At 71.9% G+C, this 18,149-nt stretch carries 20 protein-coding genes and 1 tRNA gene; 15 read left to right on the top strand and 6 right to left on the bottom strand.

The features are described from left to right. Positions 1 to 43: 43 nt before the first annotated feature. The 5 genes from ACGFYH_RS07680 (at position 44) to ACGFYH_RS07660 (ending at position 3,319) form a co-directional block, all read left to right on the top strand. Positions 44 to 166, top strand: a complete 123-nt coding sequence (locus ACGFYH_RS07680; RefSeq protein WP_393802202.1) for a hypothetical protein — start codon at positions 44 to 46, stop codon at positions 164 to 166. Positions 167 to 242: 76 nt separating this feature from the next. Continuing rightward, the gene (locus tag ACGFYH_RS07675; RefSeq protein ID WP_393802201.1) at positions 243 to 380 is read left to right on the top strand and encodes a hypothetical protein; all 138 of its coding nucleotides are present in this window, start codon (positions 243 to 245) and stop codon (positions 378 to 380) included. A 14-nt stretch (positions 381 to 394) separates the two neighbouring features. Next, complete coding sequence (locus tag ACGFYH_RS07670; RefSeq protein ID WP_393802200.1) at positions 395 to 1,582, top strand: cupin domain-containing protein; 1,188 nt, start codon at positions 395 to 397, stop codon at positions 1,580 to 1,582. After that, positions 1,579 to 2,484, top strand: a complete 906-nt coding sequence (locus ACGFYH_RS07665; RefSeq protein WP_393802199.1) for an aldo/keto reductase — start codon at positions 1,579 to 1,581, stop codon at positions 2,482 to 2,484. Before ACGFYH_RS07670 ends, ACGFYH_RS07665 begins: the two co-directional genes overlap by 4 nt. Further along, entirely contained in the window at positions 2,465 to 3,319 is an 855-nt protein-coding gene (locus ACGFYH_RS07660; RefSeq protein ID WP_393802198.1) for a hypothetical protein, read from the top strand. Before ACGFYH_RS07665 ends, ACGFYH_RS07660 begins: the two co-directional genes overlap by 20 nt. Positions 3,320 to 3,342: 23 nt before the next feature. On the opposite strand, the gene ACGFYH_RS07655 is transcribed toward ACGFYH_RS07660, so the two are convergent. Beyond that, on the bottom strand, positions 3,343 to 3,765 hold the full coding sequence (locus ACGFYH_RS07655) for a recombinase family protein (protein WP_393802312.1): 423 nt from the start codon (positions 3,763 to 3,765) through the stop codon (positions 3,343 to 3,345). 101 nt (positions 3,766 to 3,866) lie between these two features. Here ACGFYH_RS07655 and ACGFYH_RS07650 point away from each other — a divergent pair, with 101 nt between their 5' ends. Further along, complete coding sequence (locus ACGFYH_RS07650; RefSeq protein WP_393802197.1) at positions 3,867 to 4,919, top strand: hypothetical protein; 1,053 nt, start codon at positions 3,867 to 3,869, stop codon at positions 4,917 to 4,919. 88 nt (positions 4,920 to 5,007) lie between these two features. On the opposite strand, the gene ACGFYH_RS07645 is transcribed toward ACGFYH_RS07650, so the two are convergent. Continuing rightward, positions 5,008 to 5,095: transfer RNA gene (locus ACGFYH_RS07645), tRNA-Leu, on the bottom strand. 185 nt (positions 5,096 to 5,280) lie between these two features. On the opposite strand from ACGFYH_RS07645, the gene ACGFYH_RS07640 reads away from it, so the two are divergent. The 3 genes from ACGFYH_RS07640 (at position 5,281) to ACGFYH_RS07630 (ending at position 8,008) form a co-directional block, all read left to right on the top strand. Further along, positions 5,281 to 6,606 carry a M20/M25/M40 family metallo-hydrolase gene (locus ACGFYH_RS07640; protein WP_393802196.1) on the top strand — a complete coding sequence of 442 codons (1,326 nt, stop codon included), beginning with the start codon at positions 5,281 to 5,283 and terminating at the stop codon, positions 6,604 to 6,606. Positions 6,607 to 6,773: 167 nt separating this feature from the next. Further along, positions 6,774 to 7,007: a chaplin ChpH gene (chpH, locus tag ACGFYH_RS07635; RefSeq protein WP_393802195.1), complete on the top strand. Its 234-nt coding sequence runs from the start codon at positions 6,774 to 6,776 to the stop codon at positions 7,005 to 7,007. Between the two features lie 170 nt (positions 7,008 to 7,177). Further along, positions 7,178 to 8,008, top strand: a complete 831-nt coding sequence (locus ACGFYH_RS07630; RefSeq protein WP_393802194.1) for a chaplin family protein — start codon at positions 7,178 to 7,180, stop codon at positions 8,006 to 8,008. A gap of 89 nt (positions 8,009 to 8,097) precedes the next feature. Here the strand turns inward: ACGFYH_RS07630 and ACGFYH_RS07625 are convergent, their stop codons facing one another. Continuing rightward, the gene (locus tag ACGFYH_RS07625; RefSeq protein ID WP_007388288.1) at positions 8,098 to 8,286 is read right to left on the bottom strand and encodes a DUF5703 family protein; all 189 of its coding nucleotides are present in this window, start codon (positions 8,284 to 8,286) and stop codon (positions 8,098 to 8,100) included. 47 nt (positions 8,287 to 8,333) lie between these two features. On the opposite strand from ACGFYH_RS07625, the gene ACGFYH_RS07620 reads away from it, so the two are divergent. After that, positions 8,334 to 9,080 carry a hypothetical protein gene (locus tag ACGFYH_RS07620; protein ID WP_393802193.1) on the top strand — a complete coding sequence of 249 codons (747 nt, stop codon included), beginning with the start codon at positions 8,334 to 8,336 and terminating at the stop codon, positions 9,078 to 9,080. Positions 9,081 to 9,350: 270 nt separating this feature from the next. On the opposite strand, the gene ACGFYH_RS07615 is transcribed toward ACGFYH_RS07620, so the two are convergent. Both ACGFYH_RS07615 and ACGFYH_RS07610 read right to left on the bottom strand, forming a co-directional pair. Continuing rightward, a complete protein-coding gene (locus ACGFYH_RS07615; RefSeq protein WP_393802192.1) occupies positions 9,351 to 11,702 on the bottom strand; it encodes a helix-hairpin-helix domain-containing protein in 2,352 nt (783 codons plus the stop codon). Further along, positions 11,699 to 12,685, bottom strand: coding sequence for an aldo/keto reductase (locus tag ACGFYH_RS07610; RefSeq protein ID WP_393802191.1), 987 nt, complete (start codon positions 12,683 to 12,685; stop codon positions 11,699 to 11,701). Before ACGFYH_RS07610 ends, ACGFYH_RS07615 begins: the two co-directional genes overlap by 4 nt. Positions 12,686 to 12,798: 113 nt before the next feature. On the opposite strand from ACGFYH_RS07610, the gene ACGFYH_RS07605 reads away from it, so the two are divergent. Together ACGFYH_RS07605 and ACGFYH_RS07600 are read left to right on the top strand one after the other, a co-directional pair. After that, positions 12,799 to 13,854 carry an LLM class F420-dependent oxidoreductase gene (locus ACGFYH_RS07605; RefSeq protein ID WP_393802190.1) on the top strand — a complete coding sequence of 352 codons (1,056 nt, stop codon included), beginning with the start codon at positions 12,799 to 12,801 and terminating at the stop codon, positions 13,852 to 13,854. A gap of 227 nt (positions 13,855 to 14,081) precedes the next feature. Then, positions 14,082 to 14,870 carry a ferritin-like domain-containing protein gene (locus ACGFYH_RS07600; RefSeq protein ID WP_393802189.1) on the top strand — a complete coding sequence of 263 codons (789 nt, stop codon included), beginning with the start codon at positions 14,082 to 14,084 and terminating at the stop codon, positions 14,868 to 14,870. A 24-nt stretch (positions 14,871 to 14,894) separates the two neighbouring features. On the opposite strand, the gene corA is transcribed toward ACGFYH_RS07600, so the two are convergent. Continuing rightward, on the bottom strand, positions 14,895 to 15,890 hold the full coding sequence (corA, locus tag ACGFYH_RS07595) for a magnesium/cobalt transporter CorA (RefSeq protein ID WP_393802311.1): 996 nt from the start codon (positions 15,888 to 15,890) through the stop codon (positions 14,895 to 14,897). 61 nt (positions 15,891 to 15,951) lie between these two features. Here corA and ACGFYH_RS07590 point away from each other — a divergent pair, with 61 nt between their 5' ends. From ACGFYH_RS07590 to ACGFYH_RS07580, 3 genes are all read left to right on the top strand, one after another. Continuing rightward, positions 15,952 to 16,638 carry a histidine phosphatase family protein gene (locus ACGFYH_RS07590; RefSeq protein ID WP_393802188.1) on the top strand — a complete coding sequence of 229 codons (687 nt, stop codon included), beginning with the start codon at positions 15,952 to 15,954 and terminating at the stop codon, positions 16,636 to 16,638. A gap of 79 nt (positions 16,639 to 16,717) precedes the next feature. Then, positions 16,718 to 17,308 (top strand): DUF3090 domain-containing protein, encoded by a 591-nt coding sequence (locus ACGFYH_RS07585; RefSeq protein ID WP_393802187.1) that lies wholly within the window; start codon positions 16,718 to 16,720, stop codon positions 17,306 to 17,308. Beyond that, positions 17,272 to 18,102, top strand: coding sequence for an SCO1664 family protein (locus tag ACGFYH_RS07580; protein ID WP_393802186.1), 831 nt, complete (start codon positions 17,272 to 17,274; stop codon positions 18,100 to 18,102). Before ACGFYH_RS07585 ends, ACGFYH_RS07580 begins: the two co-directional genes overlap by 37 nt. The last annotated feature ends 47 nt before the right edge of the window (positions 18,103 to 18,149 follow it).

Here is an 18,149-nt window from a genome sequence, read left to right as displayed (position 1 = left end):
CTGTGAGTGGTCTCCGCTCTGTCGAGGTGGAGCCGAAGACGGCGTGAGGCGTGGCTTGGCACGCCGGGTGCTGCGCCACTTCGGCCGGTACGCGGGGCCGCTGTACCTGGCCATGATCCTCGGCGGCCTGGCCCTGGTTCTCGTCGGAACCCTGGCGATCCGGTAACTGCCGCGCTCGTCGCTGTCCCCTTTTGCTTCCCGCCGGATTCCCGGTGGGAGTTCCCGAGAAGAGAGGTAGTCCGATGGTGGAAGAGAACACCGGTTCGATGGCCCCCGAGGGGGGTGGCCTGCTCGTCGCGAAGCGGAAGATCGTGGCCGCGCGGACCCGAGCCGAGCAGGAGTCGGACGTCAGCAGTGGCCGTTCCGACGGCAACGACTGACGGGAGCGCCCACGTTGCTTGAAGCAGCCTCGTGGGCGGGGCGTCTGGGCGGGGACAAGTTCCTCGCCCAGACGTACCACCGCTCCTACGCACACTTCCCCGGCGCCGCCGACACGGCGGGTCTGTTCTCCTGGGATGACCTGAACCGGATCATCGCGACGCAGCGGCTGGAGCCGCCCCGGCTGCGCCTGTCGGTCGACGGCGAGATGGTCCCGCTGCACCGCTACGCGATCCCGACCACGAACCGCCGAGCGGTCACCTGGTCCCGCATCCAGCCGTCCGACTTCCACGCCCAGCTCAGGGACGGGGCGTCGCTGGTCCTCGACGCGGTGGAGAAGATCCACCCCGCCGTGGGGGCGGCTGCTGAGGGGCTGGAACGCTTCCTCGGGACTTCCGTACAGGCCAACGTGTACGCCTCGTGGACAGAGCGGGAGGGCTTCGGCCGGCACTGGGACGACCACGACGTGGTGGTGGTCCAGCTGCACGGCTCGAAGCGGTGGCGCCTGTGGGGGATGACCCGTGAGGCGCCCACCTTCCGGGACGTGGAGTCGCCGGAGGAGCCGGAGGGCGACCCGGTGGCGGACCTCGTTCTGTCCCCGGGTGACGTGCTCTACCTGCCGCGCGGCTGGTGGCACTCGGTCACCGCTGACCAGGGGACGGAATCCCTGCACCTGACGTTCGGCATGGTTCCGCACACGGGCGCTGACCTGATGCTGTGGGTCGTCGATCAGCTTCGGGCGTCCCTCGCGCTGCGCAGGGACATTCCGCGCTTCGGCTTACTGGCGGAACAGTCGGACTTCATCGACGCCGTGCGTCGTGAGGTGGCCGACATGATGGCGGACCCGCGCCTCGTGGAGCGGTGGGCGGAGTCGATCGACACGACCGACCTGGGCCACGCAATTCCGTCCCTGCCGTACGTCGACGGACTCCCTGCACGGGGTGAGATCACGGTCAAGCTCGCCGCTCCGAGGGGCCGCCTGACGCCGAACCGCGCACAGGGCACGGTAACCTTCTCGGCGGTCGGTACCGCGTGGGACTTCGCCGAGTCCGCCGCGCCCGCGCTGGGCACGCTGCTGACCAATCAGCCGACCACGCTAGGCGAGATGGCCGACTCCGCCGGGCTGGAGGTCAAGGAGGTGGCCGAGTTGGTCTCCGTCCTCATCGACGGCCATGCCGTCGCAGTCGTGGGGACGGTGCTGTGACCGCCGCGCTCTGCCTGGGGACATACCGCGTGCGTGCCGTCAGTCAGGCGGCACGCACCGCCCTGGCTGCCGGTAGCCCGTGGGTGGACACGGCGCCCAACTACGGCCATGGTCGAGCGCATGAGGAGTTGCGCCCGGTGCTCGGGGAGTACCCGACCGTTCGGGTAGCCACGAAGACGGGGTTCTTCACGGAGGAACAAGGCCGCACCGCACTGGCTGAGGCCGTGCTCGCCGGGGAAGGGGCGGCCGGTAGGCACAGCCTTGAACGGGGCTTCGTCCGTTGGCAGACGGAGCGTTCGTTGGCCGCGCTCGGCCACGTGGACCTGGTGTTCGTACACAACCCGGAGCACCACGGCCAGGGCCTTGACCGTGCGGCTCTGCATGGGCGTGTGCGGGAAGCATTCACGGCGCTGGAGGAGTTCGCTCACGCGGGCAGGATCGGCGGGTACGGCGTGGCCACTTGGTCGGGCCTGACCTCCGGAGCGTTCAGCGTGCCCGAGTTGCTCGCGCTCGCCCGGCAGGGGGCTGGTTCCGCCGAGCATCACTTCACGGGGTTGCAGATGCCCGTCATCCTGATCATGGATGCCCCGATCACGCAGGCCCTGAACGGCGGCGGACAGCTGGTGCAGGCGAAGGACGCGGGGCTGATCACCTTCGGCTCTGCGCCCCTGCACGGGGGCGAACTCCTCGATGCCATGACACCCGAACTGGTGAACCTCATCCGTCCCGGCCTGTCGGCCGCAGCCGCTGCCCTGCTGGCCGCTGGCTCGTGCCCTGGCCTCGATGTCGTCCTGACTTCCGCGAGCACCCGCGAGCACTGGGACGATGTGGCCAAGGCTCTAGCTGCGCCGCTGACGGCCCAGGAACTCAGGAGGGTGACGGATGAACTCGCCGGTGAATGAGGAGGTACAGGCCCTGATGGAGGCCGCCCACGACCGGGCGGCCAAGGCGCTGGGGCTCACATGTACGGGGCCGCTGGCGTGGGGCTTCCTTGGTGTCACCCTCGGACGCCGAGTGGGGGACCGGTGGCTACGGGTGAGCCGGACGGCGAAGAGGAACGCGGGCAGGAAGCGGGGGGAGGGCATCGTCGGCGCCTCTGAGGTGGTGCCTGAAGGTGTCCCCCGCCCCCGCCTGCACGGGGTGCACGACTGGACTGACGGCGAGTGGGCTTTTGGGGCGGAAGTCCTGGACTACCTCACGCAACCTGTGGTGTCCCCGGACCGAGCCGACATCGACCATGACCCCGGGTTGCCTGACGAGTGGTGGGCGGACCTTCACCAAGCCCTTGTCCTGCTCGCTGAAGCGGAGGGCGCGAAGACGACCGTCCGGGACGGGTGGATCGAACGGGCCTTCCCCCAGTTCCTTGGCGTCCCGGCACCCGCCAAGGTGGAGCGGGTGACTGGTCACGGTGATCTGCACTGGGGCAACCTCACCACCGCGCCCCTGTGCCTGCTGGACTGGGAGCGGTGGGGCCTGGTGCCCTTCGGCTACGACGCGGGGCTCCTGCACGCCAACAGCCTGCTTGTGCCCGACGTTGCCGCCCGCATCCGCAAGGAGTTCGCGGCGGTCCTCGACACCCCGGCCGGCCGAATCGGGGAACTCGCGGCCCTGGCGGAGATGCTGCAAGCCGTAGCCCGTGGCTGGTACCCCGACCTTGCACCCCGCCTCGTTGCCCGCGCGGAAGCTCTCACCGGTGTTCGCCCACCCGTCCCGGTGCACTGCGAGGTGAGCGCCTGACTGCATGCCCCTGTGTGCCCGTCTCAGGCGCTCTCACCGATGTGCCGGTACAAGGTGGCTCGGGAGATTCCCAGGGCCTTAGCGATGACTGAGACGCTCTCGCCCTTGGCGTGCCGGGCACGGGCTACGGCTAGCTTGTCGTCGTCCACGACGGAGGGGCGCCCACCGTGGTTGCCCTTGCGGGCCGCAGCGTCCAGCCCCTCCAACGTCTTCTCCCGGATTCCTTCCCGCTCCACCTCGGCGGCTACCGCCAGGACGGCGAACACGATGGCGCCTGCCCCGTTCGGGTCGTACTCGCCCTGCAAGGGGCCGGAGAGGAGTTCCAGTTGGATGCCGTCCGCTTGCAGGGTGGACGACAACGTCATGAGCTCTGCCGCGTTACGGGCAAGGCGCTTCATCTCCACCACCGTGAGGATTACCGGTTGGTTCGGGGCGGCTGTCTTGATGTCCCGTGCCAGAGCTAGCTAGCCGGGTGGCAAAGCGCGGCAACGGGCTCGGTGGGACAACGGTGGTGATCCCGCGCACGGGCCGACCGAACATCTGGGGCGTGCGTACGCCCCTGCACTTCGACCCGGCGACGGGCGAGAAGGGGCGCTATTGGATAGGCCGGGAGTACAAGACCAAGACGGAGGCGGAACGGGCGCTGCGCAAGTGGCACACCGAGCACGAGGCAGGCGCCCTGACGCCCCGCTCCGACATGACCATGGGTCAGCTCATGGACGGGTGGCTCGCCAAGCATCGGGGCGAGGACACCACGAGGGAGGGGTACGCGCCGAAGATCCGGCTGCACATCAAGCCGCACATAGGCAGGGTGAAGGTGGTGGAGGTGACGGACGAGCGGCTGGACGAGCTGTACCGGCTCTTGGAGAGCACGCCCATCGAGGCGAACGGGAACAAGCCGCTCGGCCCCAAGAGCGTCCGCCACATCCACAACATCATCTCGGCGGCGCTGGACTCGGTGACCGGACCGAGGAAGCTCCTCACGGTCAACCCGGCCCACACTGCCAACCCGCCGACCGAGCGGCAGATCAAGGCGGCACAGCCGGACTTCCCCACCCTCAACGACCACGAGACGACGCACTTCCTCAAAGAGATATGGAAGCCGTGCGGCAACCGGGCGTGCGACGACGGACTGACCCACCACTGCCTTCGGGACGCCCCGCTGTGGACTGCCTACGCGGCCACCTCGTGCCGCCGCAGCGAAGTGCTGGGGTGGAAGTGGTCGCTCATCCACTGGGACGAGTGCGCCATCGAACTGGGCTGGGTCGTGGTCGAGGAAGGCAACACGTACCGGCTGCGGAAGCTCAAGCTGTACCGGGGCGAGGCAGGCGGACCGCAGGACCCCGAGAAGGTGTCGGCCCGCTGGCGGACGGCACGCAACCGTCTGCACCTGCCGGAGCACTTCCGGCTGCACGACTGGCGGGCCTCGAAGATCACGAACGATCTGGACGCCCACGAGAACCCGGTGGAGGTCTCGGCCAACGACCGGCACCACTCGCCGGGCTACACCATGGCACGGTACGGCAGGCGACGCGCTGAGGGAGCGAAGAAGCTGGCAGCTTCGAGCGCCAGCCCCATCGGCCTGTCATCCCTGGTCTGACCAGGAAGTTCGCTCGGCTGTTGGTCACGTGGTTGGTCACGCCACAGCCGGAGAAACAGAAAAACCCCAGATCAACTGGGGTCTCTGCTGGTGTCCGAGGGGGGACTTGAACCCCCACGCCCGATAAAGGGCACTAGCACCTCAAGCTAGCGCGTCTGCCATTCCGCCACCCGGACAAGGTGTCTGTCGTGCGCGGGGTTGCCCGCGGCGACGACATAAACACTACCAGGCTTTGCGGGGTGGCCGATCACCCCCTCCTTGGGCGCGGACGGCCGGAGGGGGAGGATGAGGGGGACCCACCAGCAGTGACGCCGGCAGTGACGGCGGCACTGACATCGGCAGTGACAGCGGGAGGAACCACGTGAGCGACTCGGGCACGGCCAGGAGCGTCACCGGCGAGGACGAGGTCGTCGACCTCTGCCGCGAGCTGATCCGGATCGACACCAGCAACTACGGCGACCACTCGGGGCCGGGCGAGCGCAAGGCCGCCGAGTACGTCGCGGAGAAGCTCGCCGAGGTGGGACTCGAACCGAAGATCTTCGAGTCCCACCCCGGACGCGCCTCCACGGTGGCCCGGATCGAGGGCGAGGACCCGTCCCGGCCCGCGCTGCTCATCCACGGCCACACCGACGTCGTCCCGGCCAACGCGGACGACTGGACCCACCACCCCTTCTCCGGGGAGGTCGCCGACGGGTGCGTGTGGGGGCGCGGCGCCGTCGACATGAAGGACATGGACGCGATGACCCTCGCGGTCGTCCGCGACCGGCTGCGCAGCGGGCGCAAGCCCCCGCGGGACGTCGTGCTGGCGTTCCTCGCCGACGAGGAGGCCGGCGGCACGTACGGCGCCCGGCACCTGGTCGACAACCACCGCGACCTCTTCGACGGCGTCACCGAGGCGATCAGCGAGGTGGGCGGCTTCTCCTTCACCGTGAGCGAGCAGCGCCGCCTGTACCTGATCCAGACGGCCGAGAAGGGCATGCACTGGATGAAGCTGAGCGTGGCCGGCACCGCGGGGCACGGGTCGATGATCCACCGCGACAACGCCATCACCGAGCTCTCGGAGGCCGTCGCGCGCCTCGGCCGGCACGAGTTCCCCGTCCGCGTCACCAAGACGACCCGGGCCTTCCTCGACGAACTGGGCGACGCGCTCGGCACCGAGCTGGACCCGGAGAACATGGAGGGGACGCTCGCCAAGCTCGGCGGCATCGCCAAACTCATCGGCGCCACCCTGAGCAACACCGCCAACCCGACCCAGCTGGGCGCGGGTTACAAGGTCAACGTCATCCCCGGCGAGGCCACCGCCCACGTCGACGGGCGCTTCCTGCCCGGCTACGAGGAGGAGTTCCTCGCCGACCTCGACCGGATCCTCGGACCGAAGGTCCGGCGCGAGGACGTGCACGCCGACAAGGCGGTCGAGACCACCTTCGACGGTGCGCTGGTCGACGCGATGCAGTCCGCGCTGGTGGCCGAGGACCCGGCCGCGAAGGCCATCCCCTACATGCTCTCCGGCGGCACGGACGCCAAGTCCTTCGACGACCTCGGCATCCGGGGCTTCGGCTTCGCGCCGCTCAAGCTGCCGCCGGAGCTGGACTTCGCGGGCATGTTCCACGGCGTCGACGAGCGGGTGCCGGTGGAGGGCCTGCAGTTCGGCGTACGCGTGCTCGACCGCTTCATCGACGCGTCCTGATTCGCCCGGAGAAACGAGACTTCCGCACACGACGGTATTCGACCGCGTGTGCGGGAGGCGACCGGGAAGAGTGAATGCGCTCATAAGCTCGTAGCCTCATTACTCCCTCCTCGTTACAGGTAATGCGATCGGCACTTTGGGATCGCGTTTGCCAACTAGGAGGAACAATGCTCAAGAAGGTCGTCGCCGCTGCGGCTGCCACCGGTGGTCTGGTTCTCGCGGGCGCGGGCATGGCCGTCGCCGACGCCGGTGCGCAGGGTGCCGCCGTGCACTCGCCCGGCGTCCTTTCCGGCAACGTCGTTCAGGTTCCCGTGCACGTGCCGGTGAACGTCTGCGGCAACACGATCTCCGTGATCGGTCTGCTGAACCCCGCCTTCGGCAACGTCTGCATCAACAAGTGACGTTGTGCCTCGCCCCGTGAGGAACTGAGTCCGCCGGCCCCGGAGTGCACGCCATGCGCTCCGGGGCCGACGGCCTTTCGAGGGACCTCCGAGGCGGGGGAACGACGGCAACGCCGGGATGCCCGGCATTCTCGGCACCACGGGACCAGGACAAGGCAGGGATTCAGGAAATGCGACAGGTCACCCGCAAGGGCCTGATGACGATGGCGGCGGCCACCGGCGTGATCGCCGCCGTGGGCGGTACGGCTCACGCGGACTCGGGTGCGTACGGCTCGAGTTCGGATTCGCCCGGCGTACTGTCCGGCAACACGGTGCAGGCCCCGGTGCACGTGCCGGTGAACGTCTGCGGCAACACGGTGGACGTGGTCGGCGTCCTCAACCCGGCGATGGGCAACGCGTGCGCCAACCAGGGCGGCGGTGCCTCCGGGGGACACGGCGACTCCGGCGGGTACGGCGACTCCGGGAGCCGGGGCGGTTCGCACGGCGGCTCGCACGCCGGCGGTCACGCCACGGACTCGCCGGGCGTCGCCTCAGGCAATCACGTCGAGGTGCCGGTGGACGTGCCGGTGAACGTGTGCGGCAACAGCGTCGACGTCGTCGGTGCCCTCAACCCGGCCACCGGCAACGACTGCGCCAACGGGGGCGGCGGCGGGAACCACTCCACGCCGCCCGGCGACCACGAGACGCCTCCCGGGCACCCGGACGAGCCGGGCAACCCCGGGAACCCGGACGAGCCCGGCAACCCGGATGAGCCCGGGACCCCGGACGAGCCCGGCAACCCCGGCACCCCGGAGAAGCCGTCCGGCCCGGGCGACGAGACGCCGGGCGGCGGCTCCACGGACGGCAACCAGCCGGGCGCCCAGACCGTCACCCAGCCCCGCGGCGACGCGGCGCTCGCCGAGACCGGCAGCCACCTGCCGCTGGGCCTCGCCCTGCCGGTGGGCGCCGGCGCGCTGCTCGCGGGCACGGTGCTCTACCGCAGGGCGCGCGCCTCGGCGTGAGAGCGGCACATCGGCACACGCAGCGGGCTCCGCACCGGCGGGGCCCGCTCCGTATCCGTCACCCGCGCCCCGCTGGGCGTGATCACGGATCACCAGGTGGCGCGCACCTGGCGGATGATCCGCCGCCGCAACCGCACCTTGCGGCTGCCGTCGCGCAGCAGGGTCAGGCGGTACAACTCCCAGTGTCCGTACTCGGCATGGTCCGTGAGCTGACGCGTCGCCTCCTTGCGGGTGACCCCGCGAGGTAGGTACACATCGACAAATTCGTATTCCGGCATCGAATCTATTGTGCGGGCTGGGGCCCGGTACGGATAGCGTCTGCACTATGTCTGATGCTGCGCAGCCCACCGCTGCCGAGGTACGCGCCGCCGCCGAGGCGGTCAAGACCGCGCTCGACCGCCACCTTGCCGCGGTCGAACGCCGATCGGGCGAGGACGACCCGGCCGTCTACGACGCGTTCAACGAGCTGGCCGCGGCCGCGGAGGTGTACGACGAACTGCTCTACGACCGGTACGACGAGGTCACTCCCTTCGAGATCCCCGGCGCCGAGGACACGCTGCCGCCGTACACGGGCCCCGAGGAGCCCGGTGCGCTCAGTGTCCTGATCCGCCGCGACTACGCCGTGGCCGAGCCGCAGCGGCTGATGGCCCAGGCACGGCGGGTAGAGGCGGCGGACGAGGCGGGGCCGGTCGTGGAGGTCTCGGGCACGGTCCACGGGGCTCTCGGCCTTCTGTTCGGCGAGTTCGAGCCCGACGAGATCGCCTCGCGGCACAAGGAGTTCGGCCTGGAAGAGGGCGACTCGACGCTCTGGGTGACGGCCGCGGACGAGACCGCCGAGCCCGGCGAGTGGCTGGAGGCCCCGTTCGAACAGGTCGACCCGCAGCGGGTCGTCTGCCGCTTCGACGTCAGCGCGGTCTTCGACGAAGAGTACGACGACGGCATCGACGACGATGACGACGATGACGACGATGGCGGCGTGGGCGGCCACGGCGGCATGGCGGAGCTGGACGAGGACCTCGACACGGACCTGGACGAGGACGGCGAGCCCACGCGCCAGGAGGCGGATCGCTGAACGGCGCGAGCCACGGCCCGCCGACCCGTCGGCATGGCGGCGACGGTTACGGGGGAGGCCCTGGTGACCGCCGCCGCCCTGTCTGTCAGGGACGGGAGGGCGGACGCCCGGGGTCGGCGGGTGGTCGGTATGTGTGGTGTGAGCGGTAGGGGCGGCCGGGTCGTGCGGGGTGGGGCCGGGGGCCTGGGCACGGCGCGGGGCAAGGCCGCTCCGCTCGCCGTGCCGGCCCGGGACGACCCGGCGGGGTGACTGGTCGGTGGATGCCCGGAGTCAGCCCGTGGCGGCGGGGACCTGTGGCGTGAGGAGTCTCGGCAGCCGGGTCGTGCGCGGCTTGGCCGGAATCTCCGCCACGGCGCGGGGGAGCGCCTGCTCCACGCCGTGGACCACGGACAGGTGCCGGGCGGCCCGGCCGAACGCCGTGTAGACCCAGGGGCGGCTGAGGGCCTGCGCGGCATCGCCGGGCAGGACCACGACCACCGCCGGCCACCGGCCGCCGAGCGCCTGGTGGGCGGTCAGCGCCCACCCGTGCCTCACGCACCCTTCCACCCGGTCCCGGGGCACGCGCACGGTCTCGCCCGCGCACGCCAGGTGCAGCCCGTCGGCGTCGGCCCGCACCACCCGGCCGGGCAGCGTACGGCCCGGCGCGGGGGAGTAGGCGACCCGGTCGCCGGGGTCGAAGCCGCCGAAGCGGCCCGGGCCCGGGTTCAGCCGCTCCTTCAGCGCCGCGTTGAGTGCCCGCGTCCCCGCGGCACCGCCGTGGCCCGGCGTGATCACCTGGGTTTCCTCGGCCGGGACACCGATCGCGCGCGGCACCGAGTCCGCGACGAGCTGGACGGTGCGGTGCACGGCCTCGCCCGCGTCCCGCACCGGCACGATCACGACCTCCTTGCCGGGCGCCTCCACCTGGCCCAGCTCACCGATGCCGATGCCGGAGACCAGCTCGCCGAGCGGGCCCGGGTCCGGGCGCCGCGAGGCGATCTGGGGGCAGACCCGCGCCGCCAGCAGATCCGCGAAGACCCGCCCGGGTCCCACGGACCAGAGCACCGCCGGATCCCCGGCCAGCACCAGCCGGGCCCCGTCCGGCAGCGACTCCGCCAGCAGCGCGCCCGACTCGACGTCGAGCTGCGGCGCGTCGAGCACGACGAGCAGATCGAGGTCCAGCGCACCGTCGGTGTCCCGCCCCGGTCCCTCGGCGCCGGTCAGCAGTCCCGCCACGGTGACGGCGGCGGGGGCGGCCGGTCCCGAGGGGGACGGTGCCTCAAGCAGGGCCGCGAAGCGGTCGCGGCCGAGCGGTCCGGGCGCGGCGGCCCAGACACGCAGCCCCAGGGCGTGCGCCGCGTGCAGCAGGGCGGCGGGCTCGGCCAGGGACGCCTCGCCGCCGGTGTGCAGGACCAGCCCGTGGGCCGCGACGGCGCGGATCAGTTCGGCCGCGGAGCCCTGCGCGGAGGCGGCGGCCTGCTCCCAGTCCGCGGCGGAACCGTCCTGCTTGGGCGCCGAGTTGACCAGCCGGGCCAGTCCGTCGGCGAGGCTCTCCTCGGCGAGCGCGTACCGCTCCAGACCGATCAGTACCCGGACCGGGCGCTCCGCGGTCTCCTCGCCGTCCCCCTCCGTCCCCTCCGCACCGCCCGCCGCTCGCTCCGGGCGGGCGCCGGTCTCCTCCAGGGCGTCCTGGAAGGCCAGTGCCTCCCCCTCGGCGAGCGTGCTCTGTACGGCGGCGTCGGGATCCGGCACGCCCCGCTGGGCCAGCGTGGCCGTGAGCCGCGGCAGCTCCAGCGCCGTGTGCCCGGCCAGGGCCGCCTGCTCCAGGAGCCACACGGTGACGGCACGGCCGCGACGCTCGTCGTCCGGGCCGCACTCCGCGCCGAGCAGCGCGCGGGCGAAACCGTCGGCCTGCTCCGGCCGCACGCCGCCGACCCGGAGCAACTGCCAGGGGTCCGCGCGCAGCGCGTCCTCCGCGCCCTCGCCGAGGAGCGCGGCGGTCTGCGGCGCGAGCGCTTCCGGGGCGCCGCCCTCGGCCAGCACCCGCCGCACCGTCCGCACCGTCTCCGGCGCCGGTCCCGCGGCTCCGGCGGGGGCGGCAACCGTCTCGGCGGGCGCCGGCCGGGGCTGTCGTACCGGCTCCGGGGCGGGACGGCGCGCGGGCTCGGGGGCGCCGAAGACCGTGGCCGCCGGCTTCTCACCGCTCTCCACGGCCCGTACCGCGGCGAGCAGATCGGCCGCCGTGCCACTGAGCTTGGTTCCCGCGTCGATCGGCCCCTGCCTCTCGGCCTTCCGCCGCTCGATCCGCTCCCGCTCGATCCGCTGAGCGGTCAGCTCGGCCTCGACCTCGGACACCTGTGCGGCCGCCTCCTCCCCGTCCCCGGCCGCCTCCTCCCCGTCCCCGGCCGCCTCCTCCCCGTCCCCGGCAGCTCCGCCCGGCTGCCCGCCGACCGCCCCGTCCCCGGCGGGGTCGCCCGTCGCCGCGTCGGAGGTGTCCCCGGCGGCTCCGGGCCCCGTCCCGGGCGGCCGAACCGCGACGTCCGGCGCGGACCCGTCAGCGGTGCCCGGGGCTCCCGGGGTGTCCGGCCCGGTGTCCACGGTGTCCGTGGTGTCCTCGGAGGCGGGCTCGGGCTCCGTGCTCACAGCGTGCTCCAGTCGTGATCGGGATAGCGGTGCAGGGGCGCCGACACGTCGTCGAGCGCCCGGCAGATCTCGTCAGGCAGACTAAGGGTCTCCACTGACAACGCGGCCGTGAGCTGCTGCGCGTTGCGCGGACCGATGATCGGGGCGACCACCCCGGGCCGGTCGCGGACCCAGGCCAGGGCGACCTGCAGCGGGGTCACCGCGAGTCCGTCCGCCGCCGTCGCGACCGCGTCCACGACGTGCCCGGCCGTCTCGTCGAGGTAGGGCTCGACGAACGGGGCCAGTTGATCCGAGGCGCCCCGCGAGTCCGGCGGCGTCGCGTCCTTGCGGTACTTGCCCGTGAGCACCCCGCGGCCCAGCGGGGACGAGGGCAGCAGACCGACACCGAGGTCCAGGGCGGCCGGCAGCACCTCACGCTCGATGCCCCGCTGGAGCAGCGAGTACTCCATCTGGGCGCTCGCCACCCGGTTCCGGACGCCCGGCGCCGCCAGCTGCCAGGTCGCCGCCTTGGCCAGCTGCCAGCCGCAGAAGTTGGAGACCCCCGCGTAGCGCGCCCGGCCGCTGCTCACCGCCACGTCGAGGGCGTGCAGCGTCTCCTCGAGCGGCGTGTGCGGGTCGAAGGCGTGCAGGTGCCACACGTCGACGTGGTCCGTGCCCAGGCGGGCCAGGGAGGCGTCCAGCGCCGAGAGCAGGTGGGCGCGCGAACCGTCGAAGCGGCGGTCGGGATCGGGCACGCTGCCCGCCTTGGTCGAGATCACCAGGTCCCGGCGCGGCACCAGGCCCTCCATGAGACGCCCGAGCAGATACTCCGACTCACCGTCGCCGTAGACGTCCGCGGTGTCGATGAGGGTTCCGCCCGCTTCCCAGAAGGTTTTCAAGAGGTCCGCGGCGTCATGCTCGTCCGTGTCCCGGCCCCAGGTCAGGGTGCCGAGACCGATGCGGGACACGCGCAGGCCGGTGCGGCCGAGATGCCTCTGCTCCATGAACGCCGACATTACTGGCCACGGCTTGCGCTGTGGGGGCCTGTGGACAACCGAATCCGGCGCGCTAAGGTCGGGGCACCAGCCACGTTACTGATCGGTAAGGGGAATCGGCCATGCAGCTCGGGATCAACCTCGGCTACTGGGGTGCCGGAATGGACGCGGACAATCTGGCCGTCGCCCAGGAGGCCGACCGGCTCGGATACGCCGTGTGCTGGGCCGCCGAGGCCTACGGCTCCGACGCGGCCACCGTGCTCACCTGGGTCGCCGCCCAGACCGAGCGCATCGACGTGGGCTCGGCCATCTTCCAGATCCCGGCCCGCCAGCCCGCGATGACGGCGATGACGGCCGCCACCCTGGACTCCCTGTCCAAGGGCCGCTTCCGCCTCGGCCTCGGCGTGTCGGGACCGCAGGTCTCCGAGGGCTGGTACGGCGTCAAGTTCGACAAGCCGCTGGCCCGCACCCGTGAGTACGTCGAGATCGTGCGCAAGGCGATGACCAGGGAACGGCTGTCCTTCGAGGGGCGGCACTGGACGCTTCCGCTGCCCGGCGGCCCCGGTAAGCCCATCAAGCTGACCGTGCACCCGCAGCGCGAGCACATCCCGCTGTACATCGCGGCGATCGGCCCGAAGAACCTGGAGCAGACCGGCGAGATCGCCGACGGCGCCCTGCTCATCTTCCCCTCCGCCGACCACCTGGAGGAGACCGCGGTCAAGCACCTGCGCGCCGGGCGCGAGAAGGCCGGCAGGACCCTCGACGGGTTCGACATCTGCCCGACCCTGCCGCTGGCCCTCGGCGACGACAAGGACGTCCCCGCCCTCGCCGACACCTTCCGCCCCTACACAGCGCTGTACGTCGGCGGCATGGGCAGCCGCAAGCAGAACTTCTACAACCAGCTCGCCCAGCGCATGGGCTACGAGCGGGAGGCCGCCGAGATCCAGGACAAGTACCTGTCCGGCGACAAGCAGGGCGCCGCCGGGGCCGTACCGCACGAGCTGATCGACCGGACGACGCTGCTCGGCTCCGTCGACCGCATCGCGGACCGGATGAAGGCCTACGCCGCGGCCGGTGTCACCACCCTCACCCTCGCCCCCGCGGGCTTCACCCTGGACGAGCGGCTCGCCGCCCTCCGCGCCGGCACCGAGGCCCTGGAGCGCGCCGGACTGGCGTAGCGCCACCGGCGAGTTCTGCGGCCGTGGTGGGGGCTCGGGAGTCTTCCCCGCCACGGCCGTCACGAGGAACAACGCGTCCACGCGCGCGGGGTTACGCCTCCTCCTGTCCTCCGCCGTCCTTCTTTCGGCGCAGTCGTCCGCCGCACATGTTGCCGCGCTCCCCTTTCCGCATTTGACTCGTGCTTCGCGGAGTGTGCGGAGCCACGCAGCGGCAGAGAGGTGCCCCGATGCTTTCGGCCAAAGGCCTTTTCCAGGAGATCCTCGACAACGACGAGTCGTTCCGTCTCTTCTGCTCCGTCGCGGCCAGCGGCGAGTCCCAGGGCGGCTGGGAGAACGCGCGCATCGCCGCGCTGGTGCCGGAGAGCGAACGCGCCCTCGCTCCCAGGATCACCCGGCACGGCGCGGACGAGGAGAAGCACGGCCGGATCTTCAACGCGCTGCTGAAGAAGCGCGGTCTCGAACCCGTCGAGGTACCGCCCGAGACCGACTACACGATGCTCCTGGAGCGGCACGGCATCGGCCTCGCCCACGAGAAGCTCAAGGCCGACCGGCCCCTCACGGTGCCGGACGTCATCACGTACCTCGCGCACAGCAGGGTCACCGAGCAGCGCGCGGCCGAGCAGATGGCGATGCTCCTCAAGTACTTCGGGGACCACCCGGACCTGGGCCGGGCGGTCCGGATGATCTCCGCCGACGAGGACAACCACCTCGCCTACTCCCACGAGGAGCTGCTGCGCTACGCCGCCGCCGGGCACGGTCCGTACATCCGCCGGACGCTGCGTGAGTGCGCGCTCGCCGAGATCCGCGTCCACCGGGACGTCAGCCTCGCCGTGATGGCCCGCGTGGGACGCCTCCTCGGCTGGTCACGCGCCAGGTCGCTGCTGCTCGCGGCGGGCATCCACGCGACGTACGCGGGGGAGCGGCTGGCCGGCTGGCGCCGCATGGTGACGCTGCGGGCGCCCGCACGGCGCGACGCGCTCGGCGGGCCCGCCGCCCCGGCCTCCGAGGTCGCCTGACTCCCCGCTCCCCGGCGCTCGCCCCTACAGCCAGCCCCGGCGTCGGAACTGCCGGTACAGCAGCACCTCCAGGACGGCCATCAGCGCGATCACCGCCGGGTAGCCCCACACCCAGTGCAGCTCCGGCATGTGGTCGAAGTTCATGCCGTAGATCCCCGCGAGCATCGTGGGAACCGCGGCCATGGCCGCCCACGCGGAGATCTTCCGCATGTCGTCGTTCTGCCGGACGCTCGTCTGCGCCAAGTGCGCCGACAAGATGTCCGAGACCAGCCGGTCCAGGCTCTCCACCGACTCGTTCACGCGCGTGAGGTGGTCGTTCACGTCCCGGAAGAACGGCCGCGCCCTGTCGTCCACGAACGGCACTCCGCCGCCGTACGCCTCCGTCCCGGCCAGCCGGGCCAGCGGCGGCGCGAGCGGGCCGGTCGCCCGGCGGAACTCCAGCACCTGCCGCTTGAAGGTGTAGATGCGGGAGGCGGTGTGCCGGGAGCCGCCGCCGTCCGGCGAGAAGACCTCGGCCTCCAGTTCCTCCAGGTCGGTCTGGAGCTCGACCGCCACGTCCAGGTAGTGGTCGACGGCGGCGTCCGCGAGCGCGTACAGCACCGCGGTGGGACCCTTGCCGAGCAGTTCCGGCTCGTGCTCCAGACGCCGCCGTACGGCCTTGAGCGGGGAGCCCTCGCCGTGCCGGACGACGACCGCGAAGGCGTCGCCCAGGAAGATCATGAGTTCGCCGGTGGAGACGGCGTCGCTGTCCGGCTCGTACACCACCGGCTTGAGGACGGCGAAGAGCGAGTCGTCGTACACCTCCAGCTTGGGCCGCTGATGCGCCTTGAGCGCGTCCTCCACCGCCAGCGGGTGCAGCCCGAACTCCTGGCTGACCAGGTCGAACTCGGCCTCCGTCGGCTCGTGCAGCCCGATCCAGACGAAGCCCCCCGCCGTCCGCGCCTCGCCCAGCGCGTCGGAGAGGTCCTCCGGCCCGTCCGCGCGGTGCCCGTCCCGGTAGATGGCGCAGTCGACGATCACCGAACCCATTCTCCCCTCGCTCCGGCGCCCCTGTACCGCGCCGTACGCCTACCCTGGCCGCATGCCCACGCTGATCCTGGTTAGGCACGGACGTTCCACCGCCAACACCGAGGGGCTGCTCGCCGGCTGGACGCCCGGCGTCTCCCTCGACGCACGCGGGGCCGAGCAGGCCGCCGCGCTGCCCGGGCGGATCTCCGGCCTGCCGCTCTCCGAGATCGTCACCAGCCCGTTGCAGCGCTGCCAGGAGACGATCCGGCCGCTGCTCGACGCCCGGCCCGGACTGCGGGCACACACCGACGAACGGATCGGGGAGTGCCACTACGGTGACTGGTCCGGCCGCAAACTCGCCGAACTCAAGGACGAGCCCCTGATGGAGGTCGTGCAGGCCCACCCCTCCGAGGCGGCCTTCCCCGGCGGCGAGTCGATGCGCGCCATGCAGACCCGCGCCGCCGAGGCGGTACGCGAGTGGAACGCGCGCGTGGAGCGCGACCACGGCGCCGACGCCGTCTACCTCATGTGCTCCCACGGCGACATCATCAAGTCCCTCGTCGCCGAGGCACTGGGCCTTCACCTCGACCTCTTCCAGCGGATCTCCGTCGAACCCTGTTCCGTCACCGCGATCCGCTACACCCGGTTGCGTCCGTTCCTCGTCCGCCTCGGCGACACCGGTGACTTCACCTCCCTGGCCCCGCGGGAGGAGCCGTCCGGCGACGAGGCCCCGGTCGGGGGTGGTGCGGGCGCACCGTGATCGTCCGCCGCAGTAGGGTGAACCGGTCGCGGCAGTGCCCCCGATCTTCCGCTTTCCCCGACTCCCATGGAGACAGGACGTGTCCCGTCAGGTGTTCCTCTACGACCAACCGGAACGTTTCGTGGCCGGCACGGTCGGGCTGCCCGGGCGCCGTACGTTCTTCCTCCAGGCCATCGCCGGCTCCCGGGTGACCAGCGTGGCCCTGGAGAAGACCCAGGTCGCCGCCCTCGCCGAGCGCATGGACGAGCTTCTCGACGAAGTCGTACGGCGCAGCGGCGGCAGCACCGTCGTCCCCGCCGTGGCACCCACGGAACCGGCTGACACGGCGCCGCTGAACACCCCCGTCGAGGAGGAGTTCCGGGTCGGCACCATGGCGCTGGCCTGGGACGGCGAGGACCAGCGCATGATCGTCGAGGCGCAGGCCCTCGTGGAGCTGGACGCCGAGTCGGAGGAGGACCTCGCGGAGGCCGAGGAGCGGCTCCTGCAGGACGAGGAGAACGGCCCGCCGATGCTCCGGGTCCGCCTCACCGGCGCGCAGGCCAGGGCCTTCGCCAAGCGCGCCCTCGACGTCGTCAACGCCGGTCGGCCGCCGTGCCCGCTGTGCAGCCTCCCGCTCGACCCGGAAGGACACGTATGTCCGCGCCAGAACGGATACCGCCGCGGAGCGTGACCACCGACGCGGCGGCGGCCGAATTGCTCGCCCTGGGCGAGCTGACCGTGCGCGGACGCATCCGTGACGCGTCCAACGCGGCGCTGTACTGCGCGGTGACGCACGAGGGACGCGAGGCGGCCTGCGTCTACAAGCCGGTCGCCGGGGAGCGGCCCCTGTGGGACTTCCCCGACGGCACCCTCGCCCAGCGCGAGGTCGCCGCCTACGAGGTCTCCGAGGCCACCGGCTGGGGCCTGGTCCCGCCCACCGTCCTGCGCGACGGACCGTACGGCGAGGGCATGGTCCAGCTGTGGATCGAGACGGTGCCGGAGACGGAACTGCTCGCCCTGGTGGACGAGGAGGAACCCGGCCCCGGCTGGAAGGCCGTCGCACTCGCCGAGGTGGGCGAGGGCCGTACGGCGCTGCTCGTGCACGCCGACGACGAACGGCTGCGGCGGCTCGCCGTGCTGGACGCCGTGATCAACAACGCCGACCGGAAGGGCGGCCACCTGCTGCCCGCGGCGGGGGAGCGGCTGTACGGCATCGACCACGGGGTCACCTTCAACGCCGAGAACAAGCTGCGTACCCTGCTGTGGGGCTGGGCGGGCGACCCGTTCACCGGGGAGGCCCTGGCGGTGCTCGACGCCCTCAGGGAGGCCCTCAAGGACGGCGGCACCCTGGCGACCCGGCTCGGCGCGCTCATCACCCCCGCCGAACTCGACGCCACGCGCGCGCGGGTCGACGCCCTGCTGGCCTCCGGGAACCACCCGGAGCCGAGCGGCGAGTGGCCGGCCATCCCCTGGCCGCCGGTCTAGCCGCGCCCAGCCGCGCAGTCGCCCGGCAGCCCAGTCGCCCGGCCGCC

Source organism: Streptomyces sp. NPDC048392 (assembly GCF_043200575.1).
Classification (GTDB): Bacteria; Actinomycetota; Actinomycetes; order Streptomycetales; family Streptomycetaceae; genus Streptomyces.
Note: the sequence above shows the minus strand (reverse complement) of the source record. Positions and strands in the feature narration are given on the sequence as shown.